Source organism: Pseudomonas sp. YeP6b (assembly GCF_025642995.1).
GTDB lineage: Bacteria > Pseudomonadota > Gammaproteobacteria > Pseudomonadales > Pseudomonadaceae > Aquipseudomonas.
This window is the reverse complement of the sequence record NZ_CP080090.1, coordinates 786,336-811,696: the sequence shown is the minus strand read 5'-3', so window position 1 is coordinate 811,696 and position 25,361 is coordinate 786,336. Positions and strand designations below refer to the sequence as shown.

The window sequence follows — 25,361 nt, the reverse complement described above, 5'->3', positions numbered from 1 at the left end:
CAATCTTGCTATCCAGCCTCTATTCGCACGCTTAGACTCAGGCCATTCCCTAAAAGGTAAGCCGCCATGTCCGAGACGCTGCTCAGTTCCCGCAATCTGGCTTTCGAGCTGTACGAAGTCCTCGATGCCGAGGGCCTGACTCAGCGCGAGCGGTTTGCCGAGCACAACCGCGAGACCTTCGATGCCGCCATCAGCACGGCGCGCAACATTGCCGAAAAGTACTTCGCGCCGCATAACCGCAAGAACGACGAAAACGAACCGCGCTATGAAGACGGCAAGGCGATCCTGATCCCAGACGTCAAACCTGCCGTGGACGCGTTCCTCGAAGCCGGCTTTCTCAACGCCGCGCGCAGTTTCGAAGCCGGTGGCATGCAACTGCCCACCCTGCTGTCCCAGGCCTGTTTCGCGCATTTCCAGTCAGCGAACGCAGCGTCCACTTCCTATCCGTTTCTGACCATGGGCGCCGCCAACCTGATTGAAAGCTTCGGCACCGAGGAGCAGAAACAGCGCTTCCTGCAGCCGATGATCGAGGGCCGCTTCTTCGGCACCATGGCCCTGACCGAGCCACATGCAGGCTCGTCGCTGTCGGATATTCGTACACGGGCAGAGCCGGCGGCTGACGGCACTTATCGCCTCAAGGGCAACAAAATCTTCATTTCCGGTGGCGACCATCCGCTGTCGGAAAACATCGTGCACATGGTGCTGGCCAAGTTGCCGGACGCGCCGGCCGGGGTGAAGGGCATTTCGCTGTTTATCGTGCCCAAGTTCCTGGTCAACGACGATGGCAGCCTGGGCGCGCGCAACGACGTGCTGCTGGCCGGGCTGTTTCATAAGATGGGCTGGCGCGGCACCACGTCCACGGCACTTAACTTCGGCGATAACGGTAACTGCGTCGGCTATCTGGTGGGCAAACCGCACCAGGGCCTGAGCTGCATGTTCCAGATGATGAACGAGGCGCGCATCGGCGTCGGCATGGGCGCAGTGATGCTGGGTTACGCCGGCTACCTGTACTCACTGGAATACGCCCGCGAACGCCCGCAAGGTCGCCTGCCCGACAGCAAAGACCCCAGCACCGCGCCGGTCTCGATCATTCAGCACGCCGATATCAAGCGCATGCTGCTGACGCAGAAGGCCTATGTGGAAGGCGCCTTTGACCTCGGCCTGTACGCCGCGCGGCTGTTCGATGACACCACCACCCTGGAAACCGACACCGCGCGCAAGCAAGCTCACGAACTGCTCGACTTGCTCACACCGATCGTCAAATCCTGGCCGTCGGAGTTCTGTTTGAAGGCCAACGAGCTGGCAATCCAGATCCTCGGCGGCCACGGCTACACCCGCGAATACCCAGTGGAGCAGTACTATCGCGACAACCGCCTGAACCCGATCCACGAAGGCACCCACGGTATTCAGTCCCTGGATTTGCTCGGGCGCAAGCTCGCCCAGAACGGCGGCGCGGGCCTCAAGCAACTGATCCGCCTGATCGCAGAAACCGGCGCGCGGGCGCAGCAGTACCCGTCACTCACGGCGCTGCGCGAACCCCTGGAACAGTTAGTTAACCGCCTGCAAAGCGTGACGATTGGCCTGCTGACCGACCTCGCCCAAGGCAAGGTCAACAGCAGCCTGGCGAATTCGGCACTGTACTTGAAGGTGTTCGGGCACACGGTGATTGGCTGGCGCTGGCTGGAGCAGGCGATTCGCGCTGAGGAAGGCTTGGCCAAGGGCAATGCGGCCGATGTTGCCTTCTATAAAGGCAAGCTCCAGGCCGCTCGGTACTTCCTGACCTGGGAAGTGCCGAGCTGCCATCATGAACTGGCGATTCTGGAGGCACGCGATGACACGTGCCTGGGGATGCAGGATGCGTGGTTCTAACCGCTAAGGCTGGCCGATAGCCTTGGCGATGACGTCGACCGTGGCGCTGACTTGCTCTTGGTAACGGTCGAGTTCCTGCTGGTGCTGCTTTTGCATTTCGATCTGCTCGGCGCACAGGTTCAGCGCGGCCAGTACCAATAACTTGTCACCGATCAGCGTCGGGTACTTTTTCTTGGTGGTGGCCAGGGAAGCCTTGAGCATGGTCACGGCGTGCATCAGGGTTTGATCTTCCCCGTCCGGCGCCTTGATCGAGTAATCCTCTCCGAGAATCGAAACGACCTTTATCCCTTCATTCATGCGCCGACAGGACCTGCGCTCACACGCTCAACCAGTGCCTGGATGCGCGCGGCGGTGGCGCCATGCTTTTCTTCCTGTTCCATCAGGTTCAGTTGCAGGCTGTCGTTTTCGTCCTTGGCGCGGGCCAGTTCCTCCTTGAGGGATTCGTTGCTGCCCAGCAGGTCCTGATTTTGCTGTACCAGGTCGCTGACCAGTTGTTCCAATTGGCTGAGGGATGCTTCTAACATTTTGATTTCTCGGGCTTTTTAAAAGGGCGGTGACGATAAAGAAAATTCACCTCGGAAGCCAGGGTTATCCCAGGCCGGCAGCCCGTTTTTTAAGGGCCGGGCCGCGCTTTCGACCCTTAGTGACTGCATTTACCCCATCTGGTTCCTGAATCCCCCCCAACCCCTCGTCAGATGCAATAAAAACGCGCGCGCCCTTAAGACTTTAGTCGCATGGCCGATAGCAGATGCACACCCCGTCTCGTGGCCGCACGGATCGCGCTTCTCCCCAGGATTCCAGCATGTCTCTTCGTAATATGAATATCGCTCCGAGGGCTTTCCTCGGCTTTGCGTTTATTGGTGCACTCATGTTGTTTCTCGGTGTGTTTGCCCTGAACCAAATGAGCAAGATCCGTGCGGCAACGGAAGACATCGCCCAGTCCAGCGTGCCAAGCATTCGCGCCCTCGACGAATTCACCCAGCTGACCCTGCGCCTGCGGGTGTTGTCGTACCGCTTGCTGACCAACCGCGAGCCGGACGTGCAGCAAAAGACCCTGGAAGCCTTCGAACTGCGCAACCAGCAGATCCGCACCGCCCAGGGCGTCTACGAAAAAGTCATCGAGAGCAGCGAAGAACGCGCCGCCTATGACGAATACGTGCGTTTGCTCGGCCAGTACCACCAGATCGAAGAGCGCATGAAGAGCTTGTCCCGCGCCAACCAGATCGACGAGCTGCGCACCATGCTCAACACCGAACTGCTGAGCAACTCCGAGCAAGTCAACGCGGTGCTGACGCGCCTGCTGGACATCAATAACGCGATGGCCAACGCCAGCAACCAGCAAGCCAAAGACCAATACGACATGGCCTTTAAGCTGGTGGTGGGCCTGCTGATCGTTGCCACGGCGCTGACGTTGCTGTTCGCCTGGTTGCTGACCCGCAGCATCACCTTGCCGATCGCCCAAGCCCTGGAAGCGGCTGAAGAAGTCGCCGAGGGCAACCTGACGCGCCCGATAAAGGTCGACGGCAACGACGAAGCCGGCCGCCTGCTGGCTGCCATGGCCAAGATGCAGGACAAGCTGCGCGACACCCTGCAACGCATTGCCGGTTCCGCTACCCAGCTAGCTTCGGCCGCCGAAGAGCTGAACGCCGTCACCGACGAAAGCGCCCGTGGCCTGACTCAGCAGAACAATGAAATCGAACAAGCCGCCACCGCCGTCAACGAGATGACCAGCGCCGTCGAAGAAGTTGCGCGCAATGCCGTGAGCACCTCCGAAGCCTCGCGCGCCGCCACCACCTCCGCCGGTGACGGCCGTGACTTGGTGCAGGAAACCGTCAGCGCCATCGAACGCATGAGCGGCGACGTGCAAGCCACCGCTACGCTGATTGGCGACCTGGCGAATGAATCGCGCGACATCGGCAAAGTGCTGGACGTGATTCGCGGCTTGGCCGACCAGACCAACCTGTTGGCCCTGAACGCGGCGATTGAAGCCGCGCGCGCCGGTGAAGCCGGCCGTGGGTTTGCCGTGGTAGCCGATGAAGTGCGGGCGTTGGCCCATCGCACCCAGCAGTCGACCAGCGAGATCGAGCGGATGATCGGCAGCATTCAGACCGGCACCGAGCATGCCGTGGATTCGATGCGCAACAGCACCGAGCGCGCGGAATCGACGCTGAACATCGCCAAAGGCGCCGGGATGTCACTGGATACCATCAACACCGCGATTGTGGAGATCAACGAGCGCAACCTGGTCATCGCCAGCGCGGCGGAAGAGCAGGCGCAGGTGGCGCGCGAAGTGGACCGTAACCTGGTGAATATTCGTGACTTGTCGGTGCAGTCGGCGACGGGCGCCAGCCAGACGAGTACGGCGAGCAGTGAGCTGTCGCGCCTGGCGGTGGATTTGAATGGGATGGTGGGGCGGTTCAGGCTTTAACTGACACCGGTGCCCCCTTGTGGGAGCTGGCTTGCCTGCGATAGCAATCTAACAGTCAATATCCCCAGTGACTGATACACCGCAATCGCAGGCAAGCCAGCTCCCACATTGATCAGCGTATTCCCACAAAAGCTTTTTGACAGCGCAGCAATTCAACAGGTTAGAATCGCTGGCACGCAGACTGCATGGTCAGTTTGCGCCCCGCCTTCCCAGCTCTGGAGTACTGCCTTTGAATGCGACGACCATCAACAGCCTGTTCTTGATCGGCGCGTTGCTGGTGGGTGCGAGCATTCTGGTGAGTTCTCTTTCGTCGCGCTTAGGTATCCCGATTCTGGTGATCATCCTGGCCGTGGGCATGCTCGCCGGCGTCGACGGCGGCGGCATCATCTTCGATAACTACCCAACCGCCTACCTGGTGGGCAACCTCGCCTTGGCAGTCATCCTGCTCGACGGCGGTTTGCGCACACGGGTGGCGAGTTTCCGCGTGGCACTCTGGCCGGCGTTGTCGCTGGCCACGGTGGGGGTGTTGATTACCACCGGCCTCACCGGCATGGCCGCCGCTTGGCTGTTCGACCTCAATATCATTCAAGGCTTGCTGATCGGCGCCATCGTCGGCTCCACCGACGCCGCCGCCGTGTTCTCACTGCTGGGCGGCAAGGGCCTGAACGAGCGGGTCACCGCCAGCCTTGAAATCGAATCCGGCAGCAACGACCCGATGGCGGTGTTTCTCACTGTCACCCTGATCGACATGCTCGCCACAGGCCAGACCGGCCTGCACTGGAGCCTGCTGACCCACCTGATCCGCGAATTCGGCATCGGCGGCATCGTCGGCTTGGGCGGCGGCTGGCTGATGCTGCAGATGGTCAACCGCATCAACCTGGCCACCGGCCTGTATCCGATTCTGGTAATCGCCGGCGGCCTGGTGGTGTTCGCCCTGACCAACGCCTTGCACGGCAGCGGCTTCCTCGCCGTGTACCTGTGCGGCCTGGTGATCGGCAACCGCCCGGTGCGCAGCCGTCATGGCATTTTGCATATGCTCGACGGCATGGCCTGGCTGGCACAGATCGGCATGTTCTTGGTACTCGGCCTGCTGGTCACGCCCCATGACTTGCTGCCCATCGCCCTGCCGGCGTTGGGCCTGGCACTGTGGATGATCCTGTTTGCGCGGCCGCTGTCGGTGATGGTCGGCCTGCTGCCGTTTAAGGCGTTCCACGGTCGCGAAAAAGCCTTTATCGCCTGGGTAGGCCTGCGCGGCGCGGTGCCGATCATTCTGGCGGTGTTCCCGCTGATGGCCGGCCTGCCCCACGCGCAGCTGTACTTCAACCTGGCGTTCTTTATCGTGCTGGTCTCGCTGCTGGTGCAGGGCACGAGCCTGCCGTGGGTAGCCAAGCTGCTGAAAGTGACCGTACCGCCGGACCCTGCGCCGATCTCCCGCGCGGCCCTGGAAGTCCACGTCACGAGCGAGTGGGAGCTATTCGTCTACCGCTTGGGCGCGGAAAAATGGTGCATCGGCGCAGCCCTGCGCGAACTGAAAATGCCCGAAGGCACGCGCATCGCCGCGCTGTTCCGTGGCCAGCAACTGCTCCATCCGTCGGGTAGTACGGTGCTTGAAGTCGACGATTTGCTCTGCGTGATCGGCCACGAACACAACTTGCCGGCCCTGGGCAAACTGTTCAGCCAGGCCCCGCAACGCGGCCTCGACCTGCGCTTCTTCGGCGACTTCGTCCTCGAAGGCGACGCCCAGCTGGGCGCGGTGTCGGCCCTTTACGGCCTCAAACTCGAAGGTATCGACCCGGATATGCCACTGAGCCGCTTCATCACCCAGAAGGTCGGCGGTGCGCCGGTTGTGGGCGACCAAGTGGAATGGAACAACACGCTGTGGACCGTCGCGGTCATGGACGGGAACAGAATCGGAAAAGTCGGCGTCAAATTCCCCGAAGGAAGTCGTCCAGGCCCTGGACTCTTCCTCTAAACTGCGGGCTATTGGCGCCACGCCCCCCACCTTATTTACCTTGTTCGACCGGTATCCATGACGACTCTGCGCACCTTTTTAGCTACCGCCCTGCTGGGCCTGACCCTTTGTGTCGGCAGCGTTTACGCCGCCGACCCACCCAGCGCCGAGGCCATCCAGCAAACCCTGGACAAGCTGCCCGACCGCAAGCTGCCTGACGCCGACATGAAGGCGCTGCAAACCATCCTGCAACAGACCCTGACTTACTTGGGCAACAAACAGGATTACGAACAGCGCCTCATCGACCTCAAGCGCCAGCTGGAAGACGCCCCGCGTCAGACAACCGACAACCAGCGTGAATTGGCCAGGCTCAAGGCCACCAAAATCATCCCAGTGACGCAACGCTATGCCACTCTGCCGGTGCCGCAGCTTGAGCAATTACTGGTGCAGCGCACGACACAGCAAGGCGACCTGCAAAAATACATGTCTGACGCCAACAGCATGTCTATCGCCGCCCAGACCCGCCCCGAACGCGCCCAGACTGAAATCAGCAGCAGCCAGACCCGCATCCAGCAGATCAATTCGATCCTCAAGGCGGGCAAAGATAACGGCAAGCCCCTCACTGGCGACCAGCGCAACGTATTGAACGCCGAACTGGCCGCCCTCAACGCCTTGATTCCTCTGCGCCGCCAGGAACTGGCGGGCAACAGCCAACTGCAAGATCTGGGCAACAGCCAGCGCGACCTGGCGACGGAGAAAACCAGCCGCCTGGAGCAGGAAATCCAGGACCTGCAAACCCTGATCAACCAGAAACGCTTGGCCCAGTCCCAGCAGACCGTTACCCAACAGTCCATCGAAGCGCAGAAAGCTGGCGGCAGCAGCCTGCTGGCCACCGAAAGCGCAGCCAACCTGAAGCTGTCCGACTACCTGCTCAGAAGCACCGACCGCCTCAACGACCTGACCCAGAAAAACCTGCAGACCAAGCAGCAACTGGACACCGTGACCCAAAGCGACTCAGCGCTGGACGAGCAGATCAACGTGCTCAAGGGCAGCCTGCTGCTCTCCAAGATTCTCTATAAGCAGAAACAAGCACTGCCAAGCCTCAGGGTCGATCGCGACCTGGCGGACGATATCGCTAACATTCGCCTGTACCAGTTCGAGATCAACCAGGAACGCGAGAAAATCAACACCCCCAGCGCCTATGTGGATAACTTGCTGGCCAATCAGCCACCGGATGACGTCACCCCGCAACTACGCCGCACCCTACTGGAACTGGCGATCACCCGTAGCGATCTGCTGGAGCGCCTGAGCCGTGAACTGAGCGCGCTGCTGAACGAATCCATCACCCTGCAACTGAACCAAAAACAACTACTCAGCACCACCACCACCCTGCGCGCGACACTCGACGAGCAAATGTTCTGGATCCCCAGCAACAAGCCGCTGGACACCGAGTGGCTGGAAACCGTACCGGCGCACCTGAGCAAGCAAGTCACCACCCTGCCATGGGCCTCCAGCGTCAGCGAACTGTATGACGGCCTGACCCAGCGCCCGCTGCTGTTCCTGCCATTGCTGCTGTTGATCGGTGCCCTGTTGTGGCGGCGCAAAGCGCTGTACCAACGGCTGAACAAGGTCCATCTGGACATCGGCCACTTCAAGCGCGACAGCCAATGGCACACGCCGCAGGCTATCCTGATCAATATCTTGCTGGCGATGCCGGTCTCCCTGGGCCTGGCGCTGTGCGGCTACGCGTTGCAAATCGACGCCCGTGGGCAAAACGCCAACCTGGGCTCGGCCCTGCTGCAAATCGCCCAGGCCTGGTTGGTGTTCTACACCGCTTACCGCATCCTCGCGCAGGGCGGCGTGGCGGAACTGCACTTCCGCTGGGAAAAAACCCAGGTCCAATTCCTCCAAGGCTGGGTGCGCAAGCTCGGGCTGGTGGTACTGGCCCTGGTGGCCGTGGTGGCAATCGCCGAGCACCAACCGGCGGCGCTGGCCGACGACGTGCTGGGCATCGCCGTGGTGCTGACCTGCTACGCACTGATGGCCTGGCTGCTGGGCCGCCTGCTGCTGCACAGCCCGACCCACGAAAAAGCCTCTCTGTTTCGTAAAGCCATGGGCCTGGTGTTTACCGCCCTGCCCGTCGCCCTGTTCATCGCGGTGTGCTTTGGCTACTACTACACCGCGCTCAAACTCAGCGACCGCTTGATCAACACCCTGTACCTGCTGATGTTCTGGCTGGTAATCGAAGCCACCTTCGTGCGTGGCCTGGGCGTTGCCGCACGGCGCCTGGCCTACGCGCGCGCCCTGGCCAAGCGCCAGGCGGCCAAGGAAGCCGGTGATGGCGAAGCGGTGATCGAAGAGCCGACCCTGGACATCGAGCAGGTCAACGAACAGTCCATGCGCCTGATCCGCCTGGCCTTGCTCGGCGGTTTCATCGCGGCGCTGTATTGGGTGTGGAAAGACCTGATCACCGTGTTCTCCTACCTGGACAACATCACTCTTTACGAATACTCCAGCGGCACCGGCGCCAATATCAGCATGGTGCCGATCAGTATCGGCGACTTGCTGGGAGCGTCGATCATCGTCGGCATAACCGTTGCCCTGGCGCGCAACTTGCCCGGCTTGCTCGAAGTACTGGTGTTGTCCAAGCTGGATTTGGCCCAAGGCAGCGCGTATGCAACCACCACCTTGCTGTCGTACATGATTGCCGGCATCGGCTTCGTGTCCGCCTTGTCCACGCTCGGCGTGAGCTGGGACAAATTGCAATGGCTGGCGGCAGGCTTGACGGTGGGGTTGGGCTTCGGATTGCAGGAGATCTTTGCCAACTTTATCTCCGGCATCATGATCCTGTTCGAACGCCCGGTGCGTATCGGCGACACCATCACCATCGGCAACCTGTCGGGCACGGTCAGCAAGATCCGCATCCGCGCCACCACCATCACCGACTTCGACCGCAAGGACATCATTGTCCCGAACAAGACCTTCATCACCGGCCAGTTGATCAACTGGTCGCTGACCGACACCATCACCCGGGTCACCCTGAAACTGGGCGTGGACTACGGCTCCGACCTGGACCTGGTGAAGGAATTGCTACTCAAGGCCGCGCGAGAAAACCCACGCGTGCTGAAAGAGCCGGAACCCCATGTGTACTTCCTCAACTTCGGCGAAAGCACCCTCGACCATGAACTGCGTATGCACGTGCGCGACCTCGGTGACCGTAACCCGGTGATCGACGAGGTGAACCGCTTTATCAACCGCGAGTTCAAGACCCACCACATCAACATCTCGTTCCGCCAGATGGAGGTCTACCTCAAGAACCTCCACGGCCAGGAATACAAACTGGTGGAAGTCGACACCCCGGCCAAGCCCGCCAATGACGGCGGCGCGCAAGAACCGCCGCCGAGCAAACTCGACTAACGCGCCTATCCCCAGCAGAATGCTCGGACATTCTGCTGGAGATGGCCGGTGAAAGCCCTCGACGAACTGACCTTCGACAACCGCTTCGCACGCCTGGGCGACGCGTTCTCGACCCACGTACTGCCTGACCCCCTCGACGAACCGCGCCTGGTGGTGGCGAGTAATGCGGCCATGGCCCTGCTCGACCTCGACCCGGTGGTGGCCGAAACGCCAGTATTTGCCGAGCTGTTCAGCGGGCATAAGCTGTGGGCCGAAGCGGAGCCTAGGGCGATGGTCTATTCCGGGCATCAGTTCGGCGGCTACTCCCCGCAATTGGGCGATGGCCGCGGGTTGTTGCTCGGCGAGGTGTACAACCAAGCCGGCGAGCATTGGGACCTGCACCTCAAAGGCGCCGGGCTGACGCCTTACTCGCGCATGGGCGATGGCCGCGCGGTGCTGCGCTCTTCGATTCGTGAGTTTCTCGCTTCCGAAGCCCTGCACGCCTTGGGCATCCCCAGCAGCCGCGCCTTGTGCGTAATCGGCTCCAACACGCCGGTTTGGCGTGAGAAACAGGAACGTGGCGCGATGGTGTTGCGCCTGGCGCACAGCCATATCCGCTTCGGGCATTTCGAGTATTTCTACTACACCAAAAAGCCCGAGCAGCAGAAGGAATTGGCCGAACACGTGCTTTCATTGCACTACCCCGAGTGCATGGAGCAACCCGAGCCGTACCTGGCGATGTTCAGCGAAATCGTCGAGCGCAATGCCGAAATGATCGCCAAATGGCAGGCCTACGGCTTCTGCCACGGCGTGATGAACACCGACAATATGTCGATCCTCGGCATCACCTTCGACTTCGGGCCGTTTGCGTTTCTCGATGACTTTGACGCGCACTTCATCTGCAACCACTCCGATCACGAAGGCCGTTATTCCTTCAGCAATCAGGTGCCGATTGGGCAGTGGAACCTCAGCGCGCTGGCCCAGGCGCTCACGCCGTTTATCAGCGTCGACGCCTTGAAGGAAGCCCTCGGGCTATACCTGCCGCTGTATCAGGCCCATTACCTGGACCTGATGCGCCGCCGGCTAGGGCTGACCATCGCCGAAGAGGATGACCAGAAACTGGTGGAGCAGTTGCTCAAGCTGATGCAAAACAGCGGCGTGGACTACACGCTGTTCTTCCGCCGCCTGGGCGATGAGTCGACGGCGCTGGCCGTGGCGCGGCTGCGTGATGACTTTGTCGACCTCGCCGGGTTCGATGCCTGGGCCGAGCAGTACAAGGCCCGCGTTGCGCGGGACGGCGACTACAGCGAAGCACAACGCCGCGAGCGCATGCACGCGGTAAACCCGCTGTACATCCTGCGCAACTATCTGGCGCAAAACGCCATCGCCGCCGCCGAGTCAGGCGATTACAGCGAAGTACGGCGCCTGCATGAAGTGCTGAGCAAGCCGTTTGAAGAGCAGGCTGGGATGGAGCAATACGCCCAGCGGCCGCCGGATTGGGGTAAGCATTTGGAGATTAGTTGTTCTTCATAAAACCTTTAGATAAACGTTTCCACTGACACCCTGAAACGTTCCGCCAGCCAACGTATTTGCCGCACGTTGAGCTGGCGCTTTCCGCTCAGGATTTCTGAAACAACCGACTGTGTACCTACACCTGGCAGATCACTCTGGTTTAAACCGTGCTCGCGCATCATGTAGCGCAGCACGTCGACGCCACTGGCGGCGGGCATTGGGCGATGCTCATGATCGTAGGCTTCGATCCAGTCACTGAGGATATCTACCAAGCTCATCAGCGGGCTGTCCTCGTTTTCGCCGACCAGGCTTAACAACTCGTCCAAACCACACACCAGTGCGTCGTAGTCCGCCTCGTTTTCAGGTTTGCGCATCACTGGCGAAACAAATTGCCAGTGTTCGGCCGCTACTCGCATAAGCGCACTCATCTTATTTTTTCCTTCCATTTATCTTTCTCATAATCGCGGTGATCAAGCAGGTGCTTGATGTAAACGCGCTGCGCCCGATACTCCACGCCAGCAATAAGCCGCAGCTTGTTGCCTCCAATATCGAATACATGAAACTCCCCGACCTTATCCGTGGCGGGAAACATGGCTTTCATCGCCGCGAAGTCTTTGGGGGCGTTTTGCTTCATTACCCGATACCACTGATCCAAAGCCGTTGCTGAACGTGGCCACTTTTCCTTTGCTTCCCAGATCCTTTTCTCGCTGATCACTCGCATGCAACATCCTTATCGCATCTTGCTATGAAGGTTAAACCCGAATCCGAATTATCGCAATTTGCTATATTTGCAAACAGACAGATGGCGTAAAACAGAACAAGCGCTGACAGCTTAGATAGACCGCCTCACACCAGCTTGGGCAAACTGTGAGTGGATGAGTCATTTGCTCCACACCTTGATAAACCCGGTCACTGACTCCAAATTCACTCCATGGCCAATTCCAAGGAGCCCACCATGTCCGAACCTCTCGTCATCCCCTGCCCTCATTGCAACGGCCTCAACCGCATCCCCGGCGAGCGCCTGGGTGATGCGCCGAAATGCGGGCGCTGTAAGCAACCGGTGTTGCTGAACAAGCCCTTTGAGCTGAAACAAGGCGACTACGCGAGCCAAATAAAAGGCGACCTGCCGTTGCTGGTGGATGTGTGGGCCGAATGGTGCGGGCCGTGCAAGTCGTTTGCGCCGGTGTTTGAACAGGCGGCTGGGCAGTTGGAGGGTAAGTGTCGGTTGGCCAAGCTGGACAGCGAGGCTAATCAGCAGCTGTCGGCGCAGTTGGGGATTCGCTCGATTCCCAGTTTGATTCTGTTCAAGAACGGCCGCGAAGTGGCGCGCCAGAGTGGGGCGTTTCCGTTGCCGCAGTTGATGAGTTGGTTGCGCAGCCAGGGCGTGTAACCCAAACCCAATATCAACTCGGTCAAATGTGGGAGCTGGCTTGCCTGCGATGGCATCACCTCGGTCTAACTGAAGACCAAGTTGCCTGCATCGCAGGCAAGCCAGCTCCCACAGTTTGACCGCGTTTTAAGCTTGGGGTACGGGGGTTTCGCGGTCCATCATCTGGCCTACGAGTTGTACGCCGAGTTCGCTTAATTGGTGGATGACTAGGGCGACGTCGCGGTGTTCGCCGGTGAGGTCGTTGGATAGCTTGAGTAGCAGCGTGCGCACGGAAGAGAAGGTTTCGTAGCTGTTAAGCACGAGGGTTTCGGTGGGGAGGTTGGGTGCAACGGTATAAAGGTTAACCATGGAACGTCTCCTAGTAGAAGCCGCAACCAGCCGCTACTAAACGGAGGGTGGCAGCTGTACGCAGGTTAGTAGACCGGGGAGACGCAAACCGGCGCGCTCGAAAGCGCCCTCCGTACAGCCACCATCACGTTCAGGAAGGTCCTGACCGAAGAGTTGCTGTACGTCTCACCACGGGCTACTAAACCCGATCACTGAACATTCAGTGACCGAAGAACCTTAAAGACGCCCATCCAGACGCACAAGCCGGGCGATTCTGGCTTATCTGTAGGCAATGAGACAAGGCACACCCCCGCTTGCCAGACCCTTCCTACAGCCCCTGTGGGAACAATCCAAATCCCCCTGCAGGAATGCAAAACCAAATGTGGGAGCTGGCTTGCCTGCGATGCAGGCAAGCCAGCTCCCACAGGGTTATTGCGCTGCCGGCAAGAGTCACGCGTTTTCCAGCAAGTTATGCAACTCCACAAACTGCTGCGTCAGCTTATGCCGTGGGTCCAGGTGGATCAGTGGCTTGTTCTCCTGATGCGACTCGCGCATGCGCACGGAGCTGGCCAGGTACACCGGCAGCACCGGCAGGCCCTCGGCAATCAACTCATCGAGCATCTGCTGAGGCAGGCTTGCGCGGGCCTGGAACTGATTGACCACGATGCCTTCCACTTCCAGGCCTTCGTTGTGGTCTTCCTTCAATTCTTCGATTTCTGCCAGCAGGCCATACAGCGCCTGGCGCGAGAAACTGTCGCAATCGAAAGGGATCAACACGCGATCAGCGGCAATCAGCGCCGATACTGCATAGAAATTCAGCGCCGGCGGCGTATCAAGGTAAATCCGGTCGTAATCTTCGCTCAACTCGTCCAGCAGCTTTCGCAGCTTGTTGATCTTGTGCTTGGCTTCAAGTTTGGGCTGCAGGTCCGCGAGCTCGGCGGTCGCGGTGATGACGTGCAGGTTGTCGAACGGCGTTTCGTAGATATCCACGCGGTTCTTCTTGGAAAACGGCCCGGAAGACAGGGTTTGCTTGAAGAACTCGGCAATGCCCATCGGGATATCGTCGCCGGTCAGCCCGGTGAGGTACTGGGTTGAGTTGGCTTGTGCATCGAGGTCCACCAACAGGGTTCGATAGCCTTCACTGGCGCTGACCGCCGCCAGGTTGCAGGCAATGCTGGACTTGCCAACGCCGCCTTTCTGATTGAACACCACACGCCGCATGGAAAAACCTCCGTGTATCAATGAATGTCCGAGTGTAGAGGGCAAAAGCGCCTGTTAGCTACCTCGTTCATTCATGCACTGCTGCATCAACCGCGCGTCTCACCTCGACTGACATACGTAGCCGATACGCAAAAAGGAATATTCCTACAAGCCAGTCCGGCATCGGGTAAAGGACAATCGGTAAATCTTTACTACCAAATTGTAATTAGCCATGAACAATTCTTTACCAACGTTTGCTAGAACCCCGCAGCACCGGGATAATGCGCGCCACTCGGCTATTGCTCCCTGTCCCGGTATTCGGGGCCAACGGCCGCACATGGAAGCCCGCAGGGGCGGGATAACTTCTCAGTGATCACTTTCAACATCGCCCAATGGCGCGCCTGGGCTCCCGGCCTGGAAAGTGCGCACGACTGGCACGCCTGGTGCCAAGCCCCGGTGTTGCTGCCTGCCAGCGATGCTTCGCCGGACGTATCCTTCCTGCCGGCCATGCAGCGCCGCCGCCTGAGCCGACTGGCGCGCATGGCCTTTAGCGTGGGTTGGCCGCTGGCCGAAGGCCTGCAAGACCTGCCACTCGTGTTTATTTCACGGCACGGCGAAACCCCGCGCACCCTCGATATTCTCAGCGACCTGGCCAATGACCAGCCCCTATCGCCGACCCAGTTCAGCCTGTCGGTGCACAACGCGGTGATCGGCCTGTGGTCGATCCTGCGCAATGAAACCAGCGAAATGACTGCCCTAGCCGCCGCCGGCGATGGCCTGGAGCACGGCATGCTCGAAGCCGCCGCGCTGCTCAACGAGGGCGCCCCCGCGGTGTTGCTGGTAATCACCGAAGAACAACCGCCCGAGGCCTATGCCAGCTGGATCCATGACGTGCCCTTTCCCTACGCCGTCGGCCTGCTGCTGACACCGGGCGACGAGTGGCAAATGGAACTAAACAGCGGCGCTGTCCAACTCAGTCAAACCCAGTGGCCCCACGCCCTGAACCTGCTGCGCACCCTGCTCACTGAACAGGTCGCCTGCCAACATGCTTGGAAGAACCGTGTATGGAACTGGCAACGCAAGCCTTGACCGACAAACCACGGGACGCCTATTACTGGCGCCTGTTCGCCACCGCCGCCAGCTTCTTCATGTTCGGCGTGGGCGGGCTGTGCCTGCGTTTGCTGGTATTCCCGTTGCTCAGTTGCCTGCCGGGCAGCGCTGAACAACACCAGCGTCGCGCTCGCCACACCATCAGCAAACTGTTCTGGTTCTTCATCCGCATGATGCAGCGCGCCGGCGTGCTGACCTACAGCGTCGAAGGCGCAGAAAAACTCGGCCGCCCGGGCCAGATGATCGTCGCCAACCACCCGTCGCTGATCGACGTGGTGTTTTTGATCGGCCTGATGCGCCAGACCAATTGCGTGGTCAAGCAGAGCCTGTTCCAGAACCCGTTCACCCGTGGGCCGGTGCGTGATGCAGGCTATATCAGCAATGACGGCAGCGCCGAAATGCTCGATGCCGCCGCCGAGGCACTGCGCCAAGGCCAGACCCTGATCATCTTTCCGGAAGGCACCCGCACCACACCTGGCGCGGCGCCCGCCTTTCATCGCGGTGGCGCCGCCATTGCGCTGCGCGGTGCGACAATCATCACCCCGGTGGTGATCAAGGTCAGCCCCACCACCTTGACCAAGGCAGAACCCTGGTACCGCATTCCTAAACGTCGATTTCATTTCAGTTTGCGCGTGGGTGCCGATATAGAACCACACGCCTTTGCCGCACTCGGGCCCGCGCCCCAGGCTTCACGCAAGCTCAACGATTACCTGCACCACTATTTTATTAAGGAGCTCGCCGAAGATGAGCGACCAACACCGCCTTGAGCACGACATAAAGACGCTGATCATCGAGGCCCTGGGCCTGGAAGACATCAGCGTCGACGACATCGGCAGCGACCAGACCCTGTTCGGCGAAGGCTTGGGCCTGGATTCGGTAGACGCCCTGGAATTGGGCCTGGCGATCCAGAAAAAGTACGGCATCAAAATCGATGCCGACGCCAAAGACACGCGCAATCACTTCACCAACGTGGCCAGCCTTGCGGCGTTCGTCACGGCCAGACAGGCAGCTTGAGACCGGACCATGCAAACTCGTGACGATATTTTCAACACCTTGCGCGACGCCTTGGTGGAACTGTTTGAACTGGAGCCTTCGCGCGTCACCCTCGATGCCAACCTGTACCAGGACCTGGAGATCGACAGCATTGACGCCGTGGACCTGATCGACCACATCAAACGCCAAACCGGCAAGAAGATCGCCGCCGAAGAATTCAAGGCTGTGCGCACCGTAAACGACGTGGTTGAGGCGGTGTACCGTCTGGTCACACCTGCCGCATGAGCCGGCTGATCGGCCTTGGCCTGTTGCTGGCGGGGCTGCTGTATCCGTTTGCGGTGTATTACGGCACCGAGCACTTTGCGCCGTGGCAATTCGGCTTGCTGCTGGGCAGCCTGTGGCTGCTGCGTGCGCTGACCGGCGCACGACGCCCCGGCAGCCGCTGGATGGCGGTGGCGGTGATTGTGTTTTGCCTGTTGCTGGCCTGGTTCGACAACCCGCAGCTGCTGCGCTGGTACCCCAGCCTGGTCAGCGCCTTCATGCTGGCACTGTTCGGCCTGAGCCTGAAATACGGCCCGCCAATGGTCGAGCGCCTGGCGCGCATGACCGACCCGCACCTGCCGCCCAAGGCAATTATCTATACGCGCCAGGTCACCGTGGTGTGGAGTGTGTTTTTTCTGTGTAATGGCCTACTCGCCGCCGCCCTCACCTTATGGGCGCCGCTGAGCTGGTGGACGTTGTACAACGGCCTGATCGCCTACGGGCTGATGGGGTTGTTGTTTGCCGTGGAATGGCTGGTACGACAAAGGGTTCGAGGCCGCGTATGAATGGGTTGAAACTTGAGCACCTGCTGCTTGAGCCGCTGGAACAGCGTTTGGTCACCACCGAACCTGCGATGAATCACGCCCAGCTGTGGGCGCAATCCCTGAGCCTGGCGGCAGGCTTGCAGGCGCGCGGTATCCAGCGTCTGGCCGTGCACCTGGAAGACGCAGGCCTGCTGGCGATTGCCCTGCTCGGCGCCTGGCGTGCCGGCGCCAGCGTGTTGCTGCCCGCCGACCTGCAGCCCCAAACGCGCCAGCGCTGGGACGACGCCGTGGATGCCTGGCTGATTGAGGCCGCCGATCTTGACGCGCTGTATCAGCCGCCGTTGAGCGCCGCCGCACTCGACCTGGATACCTGCCAACTGAGCCTGTGTACCTCCGGCTCCAGTGGCGAACCCAAGCGCATCGACAAGACCCTGCGCCAACTGGCTAACGAAGTTCAGGCGCTGGAAACCCTGTGGGGTGCGGACCTTAAAGACGCGTGCATCATCGGCAGCGTTGCCACCCAACACATCTACGGTTTGCTGTTCCGGGTGTTGTGGCCGTTGTGCGCCGGTCGCACCTTTGTGCGCAAACAACTGGCCTTCCCCGAAGACATGCAGCGCGCCAGCCGCGAACACCCACAATTCGCCTGGGTCGCCAGCCCCGCGCTGCTCAAGCGCATGGGCGACAACCTCGACTGGCCCGCGCTGAGCCAGGTGGCACGGGTGTTTTCCTCAGGTGGCGCGTTGCCCATCGAGGCCGCCGGCAGCCTTTATGACCGTTTGCAGCAATGGCCGACGGAAATCCTCGGTAGCTCGGAAACCGGCGGCATCGCCTGGCGCCAAGGCGCGCAGCCGTGGCAGCCGTTCGCCGACGTAGCGCTGAGCCAGGATGCCGACGGCGCCCTGCGCATTGCGTCGCCTTACCTGCCCGAGGGGCATATCGAACAGACCGCCGACGCCGCCCGCATTCATTCCGATGGCCGCTTTGAGCTGCTGGGCCGCCTGGACCGCATCGTCAAGCTGGAAGAAAAACGCATCTCCCTGCCCATGTTGGAGCAGGCGCTGATGGCCCACGCCTGGGTCGCCGAAACCCGCCTGGGCGTGGTGCAGGAAAACCGCGCCTCCCTCGGCGCGCTGGTGGTGCTGAGCGCCGATGGCCTGCATGCGCTGCGCAATCAGGGCCGCCGCACCGTCACCCAAACCTTACGCCAGCACCTGAGCCAACACTGCGAAGCACTGGCCCTGCCACGTCGCTGGCGGTTGCTGCGCCAGTTGCCACTGAATGCTCAAGGCAAACTGCCCCAGGCGGATGTGGCGGCGCTGCTGCTCGCACCACGGCCAAAAGCGCCCGAAGTGCTGGAGCAAGTCGAAGCCAACGGTGAATGGACCGTGCAACTGAGCATCCCGCCGGACCTGGCCTATTTCAGCGGCCACTTCCCGGTCACGCCGGTTTTGCCAGGTGTGGTGCAGGTGGAATGGGCCTTTAACCTCGGCCAGCAGTTGCTGGATTTGCCCACAACCTTTGCCGGCATGGAAGTGCTCAAGTTCCAGCAACTGGTACGCCCCGGCGACCACGTTGAACTGCACCTGCGCTTCGACCAGGAACGCGCCAAGCTGTACTTCGCCTACCGCAACGGCGTCGCGGCCTGCTCCAGCGGCCGGATCCAACTGGTAAACGCGCATGCATAAGCTTTTGTGGCAGGCGGGATTGTTGTGGCGAGCGGGCTTGCCTCGCATTGGGCTGCGAAGCGGCCCCAGTAAGGTAACCGAGCTGTGTCAGACATACCGAGTGGGCAGGTTTTGGGGCTGCTTCGCAGCCCAACGCGGGGCAAGCCTGCTCACCACAGGAAGTCCGCCACCAGTCGGTTGGGTGAGCCATGCATAACCCCTGCGCCCTGATCCCGGTCTACAACCATGAAGCCGCCGTACCCGCCGTGGTCCACAGCCTGCTGAACAGCGGCCTGCCGTGCCTGTTGGTCGACGACGGCAGCAGCCCGGCCTGCGCGGCGGTCTTGGCGCAATTGGCCACACTCGAAAACGTCACCCTGCTGACCTTGCCCAACAACCAAGGCAAAGGCGGCGCAGTGATGGCCGGTTTCCGCGAAGCCGCGCGCCTGGGCTTCACGCATGCCCTGCAAGTAGACGCCGACGGCCAGCACGACCTGCGCGAAGTCGAGAGTTTCCTCGATACCTCACGCAGGCACCCCGACGCCGTAATCTGCGGCTACCCCGAATACGACGACAGCGTGCCCAAGGGCCGCCTCTACGCACGCTACCTGACCCACGTGTGGGTGTGGATCAACACCCTGTCGCTGCAGATTCGCGACTCGATGTGCGGCTTTCGCGTGTACCCGCTGGCGCCTACGCTGGCCCTGATGGACTCGGCCTACATCGGCACGCGCATGGATTTCGACTCCGACATCCTGGTGCGCCTGGCTTGGCGTAACCAGCCAATGCGCTGGCTGCCGACCAAGGTGCACTACCCCGCCGACGGCGTGTCGCACTTCCGCCTGCTGCGCGACAACGTGCGCATCTCGGCCATGCACACGCGGTTGTTCTTCGGCATGCTGGTGCGTGCGCCGATGATCCTGTGGCGACGGTGGCAGGCATGAGCGACAACACCAAGCACTGGGCCGACCGCGAAGAACGCGGCAGTTTCTGGCTGATGAAACTCACCGCCGTCGCCGCTAAAGTCCTTGGCCGCCGCCTGCTGAGCCCGTTGCTGTACGGCATCGTGCTGTACTTTTTCCTGTTCGGCCGCACAGCACGCCACAGCGCCTGGGAATACCAGCAGCGCCTGGCCGACTGGAGCGGGCGCGATGAGCTGCGGCCTACGCATAAAAAAGTCTTCGGCCAGTTCATGGCGTTTGCCGACTCATTGCTCGACAAGCTCGACGTGTGGAACGGCAAGCTGCACCTGGAACAGATCGAAATCAACGACCCGGCGCAATTGCGCGGGCAACTGCGCGGTGAACGCGGGCAGATGCTGGTCGGCGCGCATTTGGGCAACCTTGAAGTGTGCCGCGCGCTGGCCGAAATGGGTGAACAAGTCACCATGAACGTGCTGGTGCACACCAAGCACGCCGAGCGTTTCAACCGCCTGCTGGGCGAAGCCGGGGCCACCCATTTGCGCCTGATCCAAGTCAGCGAACTGGACCCGGCGACCATGCTGCTGCTCAGCCAGCGCCTGGACGACGGCGAATGGCTGGCAATTGCCGGCGACCGCGTACCCCTGCACGGCGGGCGCAAGGTGCGTGTGGATTTCCTCGGTTTTGACGCAGCATTCCCCCAAGGCCCGTGGCTGCTGGCCGGGCTGCTCAAATGCCCGGTGAACCTGCTGATGTGCCTGAAACACCAGGGCCGCTATCGCTTGACCATCGAGCCCTTCGCGCAATTGATCGAATGGAAGCGCAGCACCCGCGAGCAGGTCATCGCCCTGTGGACCGCGCGCTACGCCGCACGCCTGGGCCAGTTCTGCCTGGAAGCGCCCCAACAATGGTTCAACTTTTACCCTTTCTGGAAGACCGATGACGACGCATCTTGAGCCGGTAACCTTTGGCGAACGCGCTTTGCGCATTGAAGACGTGTTGGCCTTGGCCAACCGTCAGGCGCCCACGCAGTTGCAGGGCGACGCGGCGTATCGCCAGCGCATTGCCAAAGGCGCGCAGTTCCTCGACTCGCTGCTGGACAAGGAAGGCGTGATCTACGGCGTGACCACCGGCTACGGCGACTCGTGCGTGGTGGCGGTGCCGTTGCAGCACGTCGAGGCGTTGCCACGTCACCTGTACACCTTCCACGGTTGCGGCCTGGGCAAGTTGCTCGACGCACAAGCCACCCGCGCGGTGCTGGCGGCGCGCTTGCAGTCGTTGTGCCACGGCGTTTCCGGGGTGCGTGTGGAGTTGCTGGAGCGTCTGCACGCATTCCTGGCGCACGACGTGCTGCCGCTGATCCCGGAAGAAGGCTCGGTGGGCGCCAGCGGGGATTTGACGCCGCTGTCCTACGTGGCCGCGACCTTGTCCGGCGAGCGCGAAGTGATGTTCGGTGGCGAACGTCGCCAGGCCGCCGATGTGCACCGCGAACTCGGCTGGGAGCCGCTGGTGCTGCGCCCCAAAGAAGCCCTGGCCTTGATGAACGGTACCGCCGTGATGACCGGCCTCGCCTGCCTGGCCTTCGCCCGCGCCGACTACCTGCTGCAACTGGCCACGCGCATCACCGCGCTGAACGTGGTGGCGCTGCAAGGCAACCCGGAACACTTTGACGAGCGCCTGTTCGCCGCCAAGCCGCACCCGGGGCAGATGCAAGTCGCCGCGTGGCTGCGCAAAGACCTGGCGATTGATGCGCCAACCGCACCGCTGCACCGCCTGCAGGATCGCTACTCGCTGCGCTGTGCGCCCCACGTGCTCGGCGTGCTGGCCGACAGCCTGAACTGGCTGCGCTCATTTATCGAGATCGAACTGAACAGCGCCAACGACAACCCGATTATCGACGCCGAAGAAGAACGCGTACTGCACGGCGGGCACTTCTACGGCGGGCACATCGCCTTCGCGATGGACAGCCTCAAGACCTTGGTGGCCAACGTCGCCGACCTGCTCGACCGCCAGCTCGCACTGCTGGTGGATGTGCGTTACAACCACGGCTTGCCGAGCAACCTGTCCGGCGCGCCGGCCGACCGCGCGATGATCAACCACGGCTTCAAGGCCGTGCAGATCGGCACCAGTGCCTGGACCGCCGAAGCGCTGAAAAACACCATGCCGGCCAGCGTGTTCTCGCGCTCCACCGAGTGCCATAACCAGGACAAAGTGAGCATGGGCACCATCGCCGCCCGCGATGCGATCCGCGTGCTGGAGCTGACCGAACAGGTGGCCGCCGCCACCCTGCTCGCGGCCAACCAAGGTGTGTGGCTGCGTGCCCAGGCTGAGGATGCGCGGCCACTGCCGCCGGCCTTGGCAGCCATGCATGAAGCACTCGCCAAAGACTTCCCGCCGGTCATCGAAGACCGTGCGCTGGAAGGCGAACTGCGCCTGTGCCTCAAGCGTATCGCCGAGCAACACTGGAGGCTGCATGCGTAGCCAAGGCGTGTTGCATTGCGACACTGAAATCCGCGTGCCGTTTTTCGACATCGACACCATGAACGTGGTGTGGCACGGGCATTACGTGAAGTACCTGGAAGTGGCGCGCTGCGCGCTGCTGGACAAGCTCGGCCATAACTACACCGCGATGCTCGAATCCGGCTACGCCTGGCCGGTGATCGACATGCAGCTGCGCTACGTGCGCGGCGCCACCTTTGGCCAAACGATCAATGTGCGCGCCAGCCTGGTGGAATGGGAGAACCGTTTGAAGGTGAATTACCTGATCACTGATCTGGCCAGCGGCGAACGCCTGACCCGCGCCAGCACCGTGCAAGTGGCGGTAGAGATTGCCAGCCGCGAAATGCAGCTAACCTCGCCGAAAATATTCACCGACGCCGTCGAAAGGGCCTTGGCATGAGAGTTTTAATCCTGTTTGCAAGCGTGATGCTGAGCCTCAGCGCTCATGCTTTTGACCTGCAACAGCTGAGCGACCAGTTGGCTAAACCCTCAGTGATCCACGGCACCTTCACCCAGGAAAAACACCTGCGCGCCCTGCCGCAACCCTTGGTCAGCAAAGGCACCTTCGTGCTCGCCAAAGACCACGGCCTGCTGTGGCTGTTGAAAACGCCGTTGCAACAGGACTACCGCATCAGCACCCAAGGCATCGCGCGCCGCGACGCCAACGGCTGGCAGCTGCTGCCGAACAAGAGCGCCGGTGCCGAGCAGAACCGTCTGTTCCTCGCCGTGCTCCAAGGCGACAGCAGCGGCCTGCAGCGCGACTTCGACCTGCAACTGCAAGGCGAGGCCAAGCAATGGAAGCTGACGCTGACCCCACGCTCATTGCTGCTCAAGCAAGTGTTCACCCAGATCAATATCGACGGCGGCGAGCTGGTCCAAACCATCCAACTGCTGGAAACCCAAGGCGACAGCACCGTGCTGCGCATGCAGGACAGCACGGCCGGCCAACCGTTGAGTGAAGCGGAGAGCCACGACTTTGCCCAGTGAGCGCCTGTTACCGCGCCTGTTCCTGATCCTGCTGGTGGCCGTGCTGGCCCTGGCCGGTTGGCAGTGGCGCCAGGGTGCGCCGCTGTCGGCCAACCTGATGGAGCTGGTGCCGGGCAGCACGCCGGATGCACTGGAGCTCAAAGCCGAACAGCGCATGCAGGAACCGCTGAACCGCGAAATGCTGGTGTTGGTGGGGCATGCCGATCGGCAAAAAGCCGTGGCGCTCGCGCAGCAATTGGGCGAGCACTGGCAGGCCAGCGGGCTGTTTGAAAAAGTGCAGTGGAACCTGCAAGCCGACTTGCCGGCGTTGCGCGAGCAACTGCTGCGCGGGCGACTGGCGATGCTCTCAGCCAAAGACCGCGAACAACTGATCGAGCACCCCGACGCCTTCATTCAGCAGCGTGTGCAAGCGTTGTTCGACCCGTTCACCGGGTTCAGCCTGGTGCCAAGCCAGGACGACTGGCTGGGCCTCACCGGGCGTATCCAGAACAGCCAGCCGCAGCACGGTTCGGTGCAACTGGATATCGGCAGCGGCGCGTTGATCGCCGATGCCGACGGCAAAAGCTGGGTGCTGCTGCGCGCGCGTACCACCGGCAATGCCTTCGATATGAAACTGCCGCTGCAAGTGGCGGATCTGCTCCAGGCCAGCCGCACGCAGGCCAGCGAACAAGACGCGCAATTGCTCGCCGCCAGCGGGTTGCTCTACGCGGCCAATGGTCAGCAACAGGCGACCCGCGAAATCACCTGGGTCGGCGGCGGCGCCACCCTGGGCATTCTGTTATTGCTGTTGTTGGCGTTCCGCCGCTGGCGCGTGCTGCTGGCCTTTGTGCCGGTGCTGGTGGGCATGCTGTTTGGCGCGGTGGCCTGTGTGGCGCTGTTCGGCCATATGCATGTGATGACCTTGGTGCTGGGCTCCAGCCTGATCGGCGTGGCGGTGGATTACCCGCTGCACTACCTGTCCAAAAGCTGGAGCCTGCAGCCGTGGCGCAGTTGGCCGGCGTTGCGCCTGACGCTACCAGGGCTGAGCCTGAGCCTGGCCACCAGTTGCATCGGCTACTTGGCGCTGGCCTGGACGCCCTTCCCGGCGCTGACGCAAATCGCGGTGTTCTCCGCCGCCGGTTTAGTCGGCGCCTACCTGTCGGCCGTGTGCCTGTTGCCCGCGCTGCTCAAAGGTGTGGAGCTGCGCCCAGCGCAATGGCCGCTGCGCATCGCTGAAGGCCTGTGGCTGTTGCGTGCAGCCTTGATCAAACGCGTACCAAGCCCGGTGCTGCTGGCGCTGGTGCTGGTGTTTTGCGCCGGTGGCCTGTGGCACCTGAACAGCAAAAACGATATCCGCCAATGGATCGGCGCCCCGCCGCACTTGCTGCAGGAAGCCCAGGCCGTGGCGCGCATCACCGGGTTCCAGCCCACCAGCCAATTCTTCCTGGTACGGGCCGACAATCAGCAGCAGTTGCTGGAGCGTCAGGCGGCCTTGGGCCAGCGCCTGGACCAACTGGTGAATATGGACAAGTTGCAGGGCTACCTGGCGCTCAACCAACTGGTCAGCCTGCCAGCCGAGCAACAACAACTGCGCGATGCGCTGAACCAGTTGCCGCAACACTGGCAGCCGCTGCTGGACCTTGGCGTGCCCGCCAGCGCGCTGCAAGCCGAAGTCGCGCAGCTGCAAGCGCTGCCCACCGAAGACATCGATGCCGCGCTGGCAGGCCCGTTGGCCGAGCCTTGGCGCACATTGTGGCTGGGCCCGGTAAACGGCGGCGTGGCGGCGATGGTCAGCCTGCAAGGCTTGAACAACCCTGCGTTGCTACGGGTGCAGGCGCTGGACCTGCCCGGCGTGCAATTGGTCGATCGCCTGGGCGACTTGAACCGCGTGTTCGCCGACACGCAGATCAGCGCCGCTGAATTGAAATTGATGTCGTGCGTGCTGATCGTGCTGTTGCTGATCCTGCCGTTCGGCTTCGGCGGCGCCTTGCGCATCGTCGCGCTGCCGCTGCTCGCGGCGCTGTGCAGCCTGGCCAGCCTGGGTTGGTTGGGCCAACCGCTGACCCTGTTCAGCCTGTTCGGCCTGCTGCTGGTCACGGCCATCAGCGTCGACTACGCGATCTTGATGCGCGAGCAAATCGGCGGCCCTGCCGTGAGTCTTTTAGGTACGCTACTGGCAGCGCTGACGACTTGGTTGTCGTTTGGCCTGCTGGCAGTGTCGAGTACGCCGGCCGTGAGTAATTTCGGCCTGTCGGTCAGTTTGGGCCTGGCGTTCAGCTTTATGCTGGCGCCTTGGGCCGGCCAACAGAAGCACGCCTTATGAATGT

The 25,361-nt window shown here is 61.6% G+C and carries 24 protein-coding genes and 1 pseudogene; 19 read left to right on the top strand and 6 right to left on the bottom strand.

Annotated elements, in window-relative coordinates; genetic code table 11:
- Positions 1 to 66 precede the first annotated feature (66 nt).
- A complete protein-coding gene (locus KZH41_RS03620; protein ID WP_263274400.1) occupies positions 67 to 1,869 on the top strand; it encodes an acyl-CoA dehydrogenase in 1,803 nt (600 codons plus the stop codon).
- Between the two features lie 3 nt (positions 1,870 to 1,872).
- Here KZH41_RS03620 and KZH41_RS03615 read toward each other — a convergent pair whose 3' ends face one another.
- Together KZH41_RS03615 and KZH41_RS03610 are read right to left on the bottom strand one after the other, a co-directional pair.
- Positions 1,873 to 2,166, bottom strand: coding sequence for a cell division protein ZapA (locus KZH41_RS03615; protein WP_094949256.1), 294 nt, complete (start codon positions 2,164 to 2,166; stop codon positions 1,873 to 1,875).
- Complete coding sequence (locus KZH41_RS03610; protein WP_263274399.1) at positions 2,163 to 2,393, bottom strand: hypothetical protein; 231 nt, start codon at positions 2,391 to 2,393, stop codon at positions 2,163 to 2,165. The genes KZH41_RS03615 and KZH41_RS03610 overlap by 4 nt, the downstream gene beginning before the upstream one ends.
- Before the next feature lie 224 nt (positions 2,394 to 2,617).
- Between KZH41_RS03610 and KZH41_RS30370 the strand changes: the two are divergent.
- From KZH41_RS30370 to selO, 5 genes and pseudogenes are all read left to right on the top strand, one after another.
- A pseudogene (locus tag KZH41_RS30370) lies at positions 2,618 to 3,394 on the top strand (MCP four helix bundle domain-containing protein); the annotation flags it as partial.
- A 30-nt stretch (positions 3,395 to 3,424) separates the two neighbouring features.
- On the top strand, positions 3,425 to 4,297 hold the full coding sequence (locus KZH41_RS30365) for a methyl-accepting chemotaxis protein (RefSeq protein WP_371923444.1): 873 nt from the start codon (positions 3,425 to 3,427) through the stop codon (positions 4,295 to 4,297).
- A gap of 229 nt (positions 4,298 to 4,526) precedes the next feature.
- Complete coding sequence (locus KZH41_RS03600) at positions 4,527 to 6,269, top strand: potassium/proton antiporter (RefSeq protein WP_094949258.1); 1,743 nt, start codon at positions 4,527 to 4,529, stop codon at positions 6,267 to 6,269.
- A gap of 57 nt (positions 6,270 to 6,326) precedes the next feature.
- On the top strand, positions 6,327 to 9,665 hold the full coding sequence (gene mscK, locus KZH41_RS03595) for a mechanosensitive channel MscK (RefSeq protein ID WP_263274398.1): 3,339 nt from the start codon (positions 6,327 to 6,329) through the stop codon (positions 9,663 to 9,665).
- 48 nt (positions 9,666 to 9,713) lie between these two features.
- The gene (selO, locus tag KZH41_RS03590) at positions 9,714 to 11,177 is read left to right on the top strand and encodes a protein adenylyltransferase SelO (protein ID WP_242154055.1); all 1,464 of its coding nucleotides are present in this window, start codon (positions 9,714 to 9,716) and stop codon (positions 11,175 to 11,177) included.
- Between the two features lie 5 nt (positions 11,178 to 11,182).
- Here the strand turns inward: selO and KZH41_RS03585 are convergent, their stop codons facing one another.
- Positions 11,183 to 11,584 (bottom strand): helix-turn-helix domain-containing protein, encoded by a 402-nt coding sequence (locus KZH41_RS03585; RefSeq protein WP_263274397.1) that lies wholly within the window; start codon positions 11,582 to 11,584, stop codon positions 11,183 to 11,185.
- Positions 11,581 to 11,877: a type II toxin-antitoxin system HigB family toxin gene (locus tag KZH41_RS03580; RefSeq protein WP_094949262.1), complete on the bottom strand. Its 297-nt coding sequence runs from the start codon at positions 11,875 to 11,877 to the stop codon at positions 11,581 to 11,583. Before KZH41_RS03580 ends, KZH41_RS03585 begins: the two co-directional genes overlap by 4 nt.
- Positions 11,878 to 12,111: 234 nt before the next feature.
- On the opposite strand from KZH41_RS03580, the gene trxC reads away from it, so the two are divergent.
- Complete coding sequence (gene trxC / locus KZH41_RS03575) at positions 12,112 to 12,546, top strand: thioredoxin TrxC (protein WP_017138537.1); 435 nt, start codon at positions 12,112 to 12,114, stop codon at positions 12,544 to 12,546.
- Positions 12,547 to 12,672: 126 nt separating this feature from the next.
- Here trxC and KZH41_RS03570 read toward each other — a convergent pair whose 3' ends face one another.
- Both KZH41_RS03570 and KZH41_RS03565 read right to left on the bottom strand, forming a co-directional pair.
- Positions 12,673 to 12,894 carry a DUF6124 family protein gene (locus tag KZH41_RS03570; protein WP_242154052.1) on the bottom strand — a complete coding sequence of 74 codons (222 nt, stop codon included), beginning with the start codon at positions 12,892 to 12,894 and terminating at the stop codon, positions 12,673 to 12,675.
- Between the two features lie 429 nt (positions 12,895 to 13,323).
- Positions 13,324 to 14,094 carry a ParA family protein gene (locus KZH41_RS03565; protein WP_012721840.1) on the bottom strand — a complete coding sequence of 257 codons (771 nt, stop codon included), beginning with the start codon at positions 14,092 to 14,094 and terminating at the stop codon, positions 13,324 to 13,326.
- Between the two features lie 348 nt (positions 14,095 to 14,442).
- Here KZH41_RS03565 and KZH41_RS03560 point away from each other — a divergent pair, with 348 nt between their 5' ends.
- From KZH41_RS03560 to KZH41_RS03505, 12 genes are all read left to right on the top strand, one after another.
- A complete protein-coding gene (locus tag KZH41_RS03560) occupies positions 14,443 to 15,162 on the top strand; it encodes a beta-ketoacyl synthase chain length factor (RefSeq protein ID WP_094949264.1) in 720 nt (239 codons plus the stop codon).
- Positions 15,138 to 15,950, top strand: coding sequence for a lysophospholipid acyltransferase family protein (locus KZH41_RS03555; protein WP_094949265.1), 813 nt, complete (start codon positions 15,138 to 15,140; stop codon positions 15,948 to 15,950). Before KZH41_RS03560 ends, KZH41_RS03555 begins: the two co-directional genes overlap by 25 nt.
- Entirely contained in the window at positions 15,928 to 16,197 is a 270-nt protein-coding gene (locus tag KZH41_RS03550) for a phosphopantetheine-binding protein (RefSeq protein ID WP_032904077.1), read from the top strand. Before KZH41_RS03555 ends, KZH41_RS03550 begins: the two co-directional genes overlap by 23 nt.
- Before the next feature lie 9 nt (positions 16,198 to 16,206).
- A complete protein-coding gene (locus KZH41_RS03545; protein WP_094949266.1) occupies positions 16,207 to 16,461 on the top strand; it encodes an acyl carrier protein in 255 nt (84 codons plus the stop codon).
- Entirely contained in the window at positions 16,458 to 17,003 is a 546-nt protein-coding gene (locus KZH41_RS03540; RefSeq protein WP_094949267.1) for a hypothetical protein, read from the top strand. Before KZH41_RS03545 ends, KZH41_RS03540 begins: the two co-directional genes overlap by 4 nt.
- Complete coding sequence (locus KZH41_RS03535) at positions 17,000 to 18,670, top strand: acyl-CoA synthetase family protein (RefSeq protein WP_094949268.1); 1,671 nt, start codon at positions 17,000 to 17,002, stop codon at positions 18,668 to 18,670. The genes KZH41_RS03540 and KZH41_RS03535 overlap by 4 nt, the downstream gene beginning before the upstream one ends.
- Positions 18,671 to 18,858: 188 nt before the next feature.
- Positions 18,859 to 19,593, top strand: a complete 735-nt coding sequence (locus KZH41_RS03530) for a glycosyltransferase family 2 protein (protein WP_094949269.1) — start codon at positions 18,859 to 18,861, stop codon at positions 19,591 to 19,593.
- Positions 19,590 to 20,525: a glycosyl transferase gene (locus KZH41_RS03525; protein WP_094949270.1), complete on the top strand. Its 936-nt coding sequence runs from the start codon at positions 19,590 to 19,592 to the stop codon at positions 20,523 to 20,525. Before KZH41_RS03530 ends, KZH41_RS03525 begins: the two co-directional genes overlap by 4 nt.
- On the top strand, positions 20,509 to 22,050 hold the full coding sequence (locus KZH41_RS03520; protein ID WP_242154024.1) for an HAL/PAL/TAL family ammonia-lyase: 1,542 nt from the start codon (positions 20,509 to 20,511) through the stop codon (positions 22,048 to 22,050). Before KZH41_RS03525 ends, KZH41_RS03520 begins: the two co-directional genes overlap by 17 nt.
- A complete protein-coding gene (locus tag KZH41_RS03515; protein ID WP_263274396.1) occupies positions 22,043 to 22,468 on the top strand; it encodes an acyl-CoA thioesterase in 426 nt (141 codons plus the stop codon). The genes KZH41_RS03520 and KZH41_RS03515 overlap by 8 nt, the downstream gene beginning before the upstream one ends.
- A complete protein-coding gene (locus tag KZH41_RS03510) occupies positions 22,465 to 23,055 on the top strand; it encodes an outer membrane lipoprotein carrier protein LolA (protein WP_263274395.1) in 591 nt (196 codons plus the stop codon). The genes KZH41_RS03515 and KZH41_RS03510 overlap by 4 nt, the downstream gene beginning before the upstream one ends.
- Complete coding sequence (locus KZH41_RS03505; RefSeq protein ID WP_242154021.1) at positions 23,045 to 25,357, top strand: MMPL family transporter; 2,313 nt, start codon at positions 23,045 to 23,047, stop codon at positions 25,355 to 25,357. Before KZH41_RS03510 ends, KZH41_RS03505 begins: the two co-directional genes overlap by 11 nt.
- Positions 25,358 to 25,361: the final 4 nt, after the last annotated feature.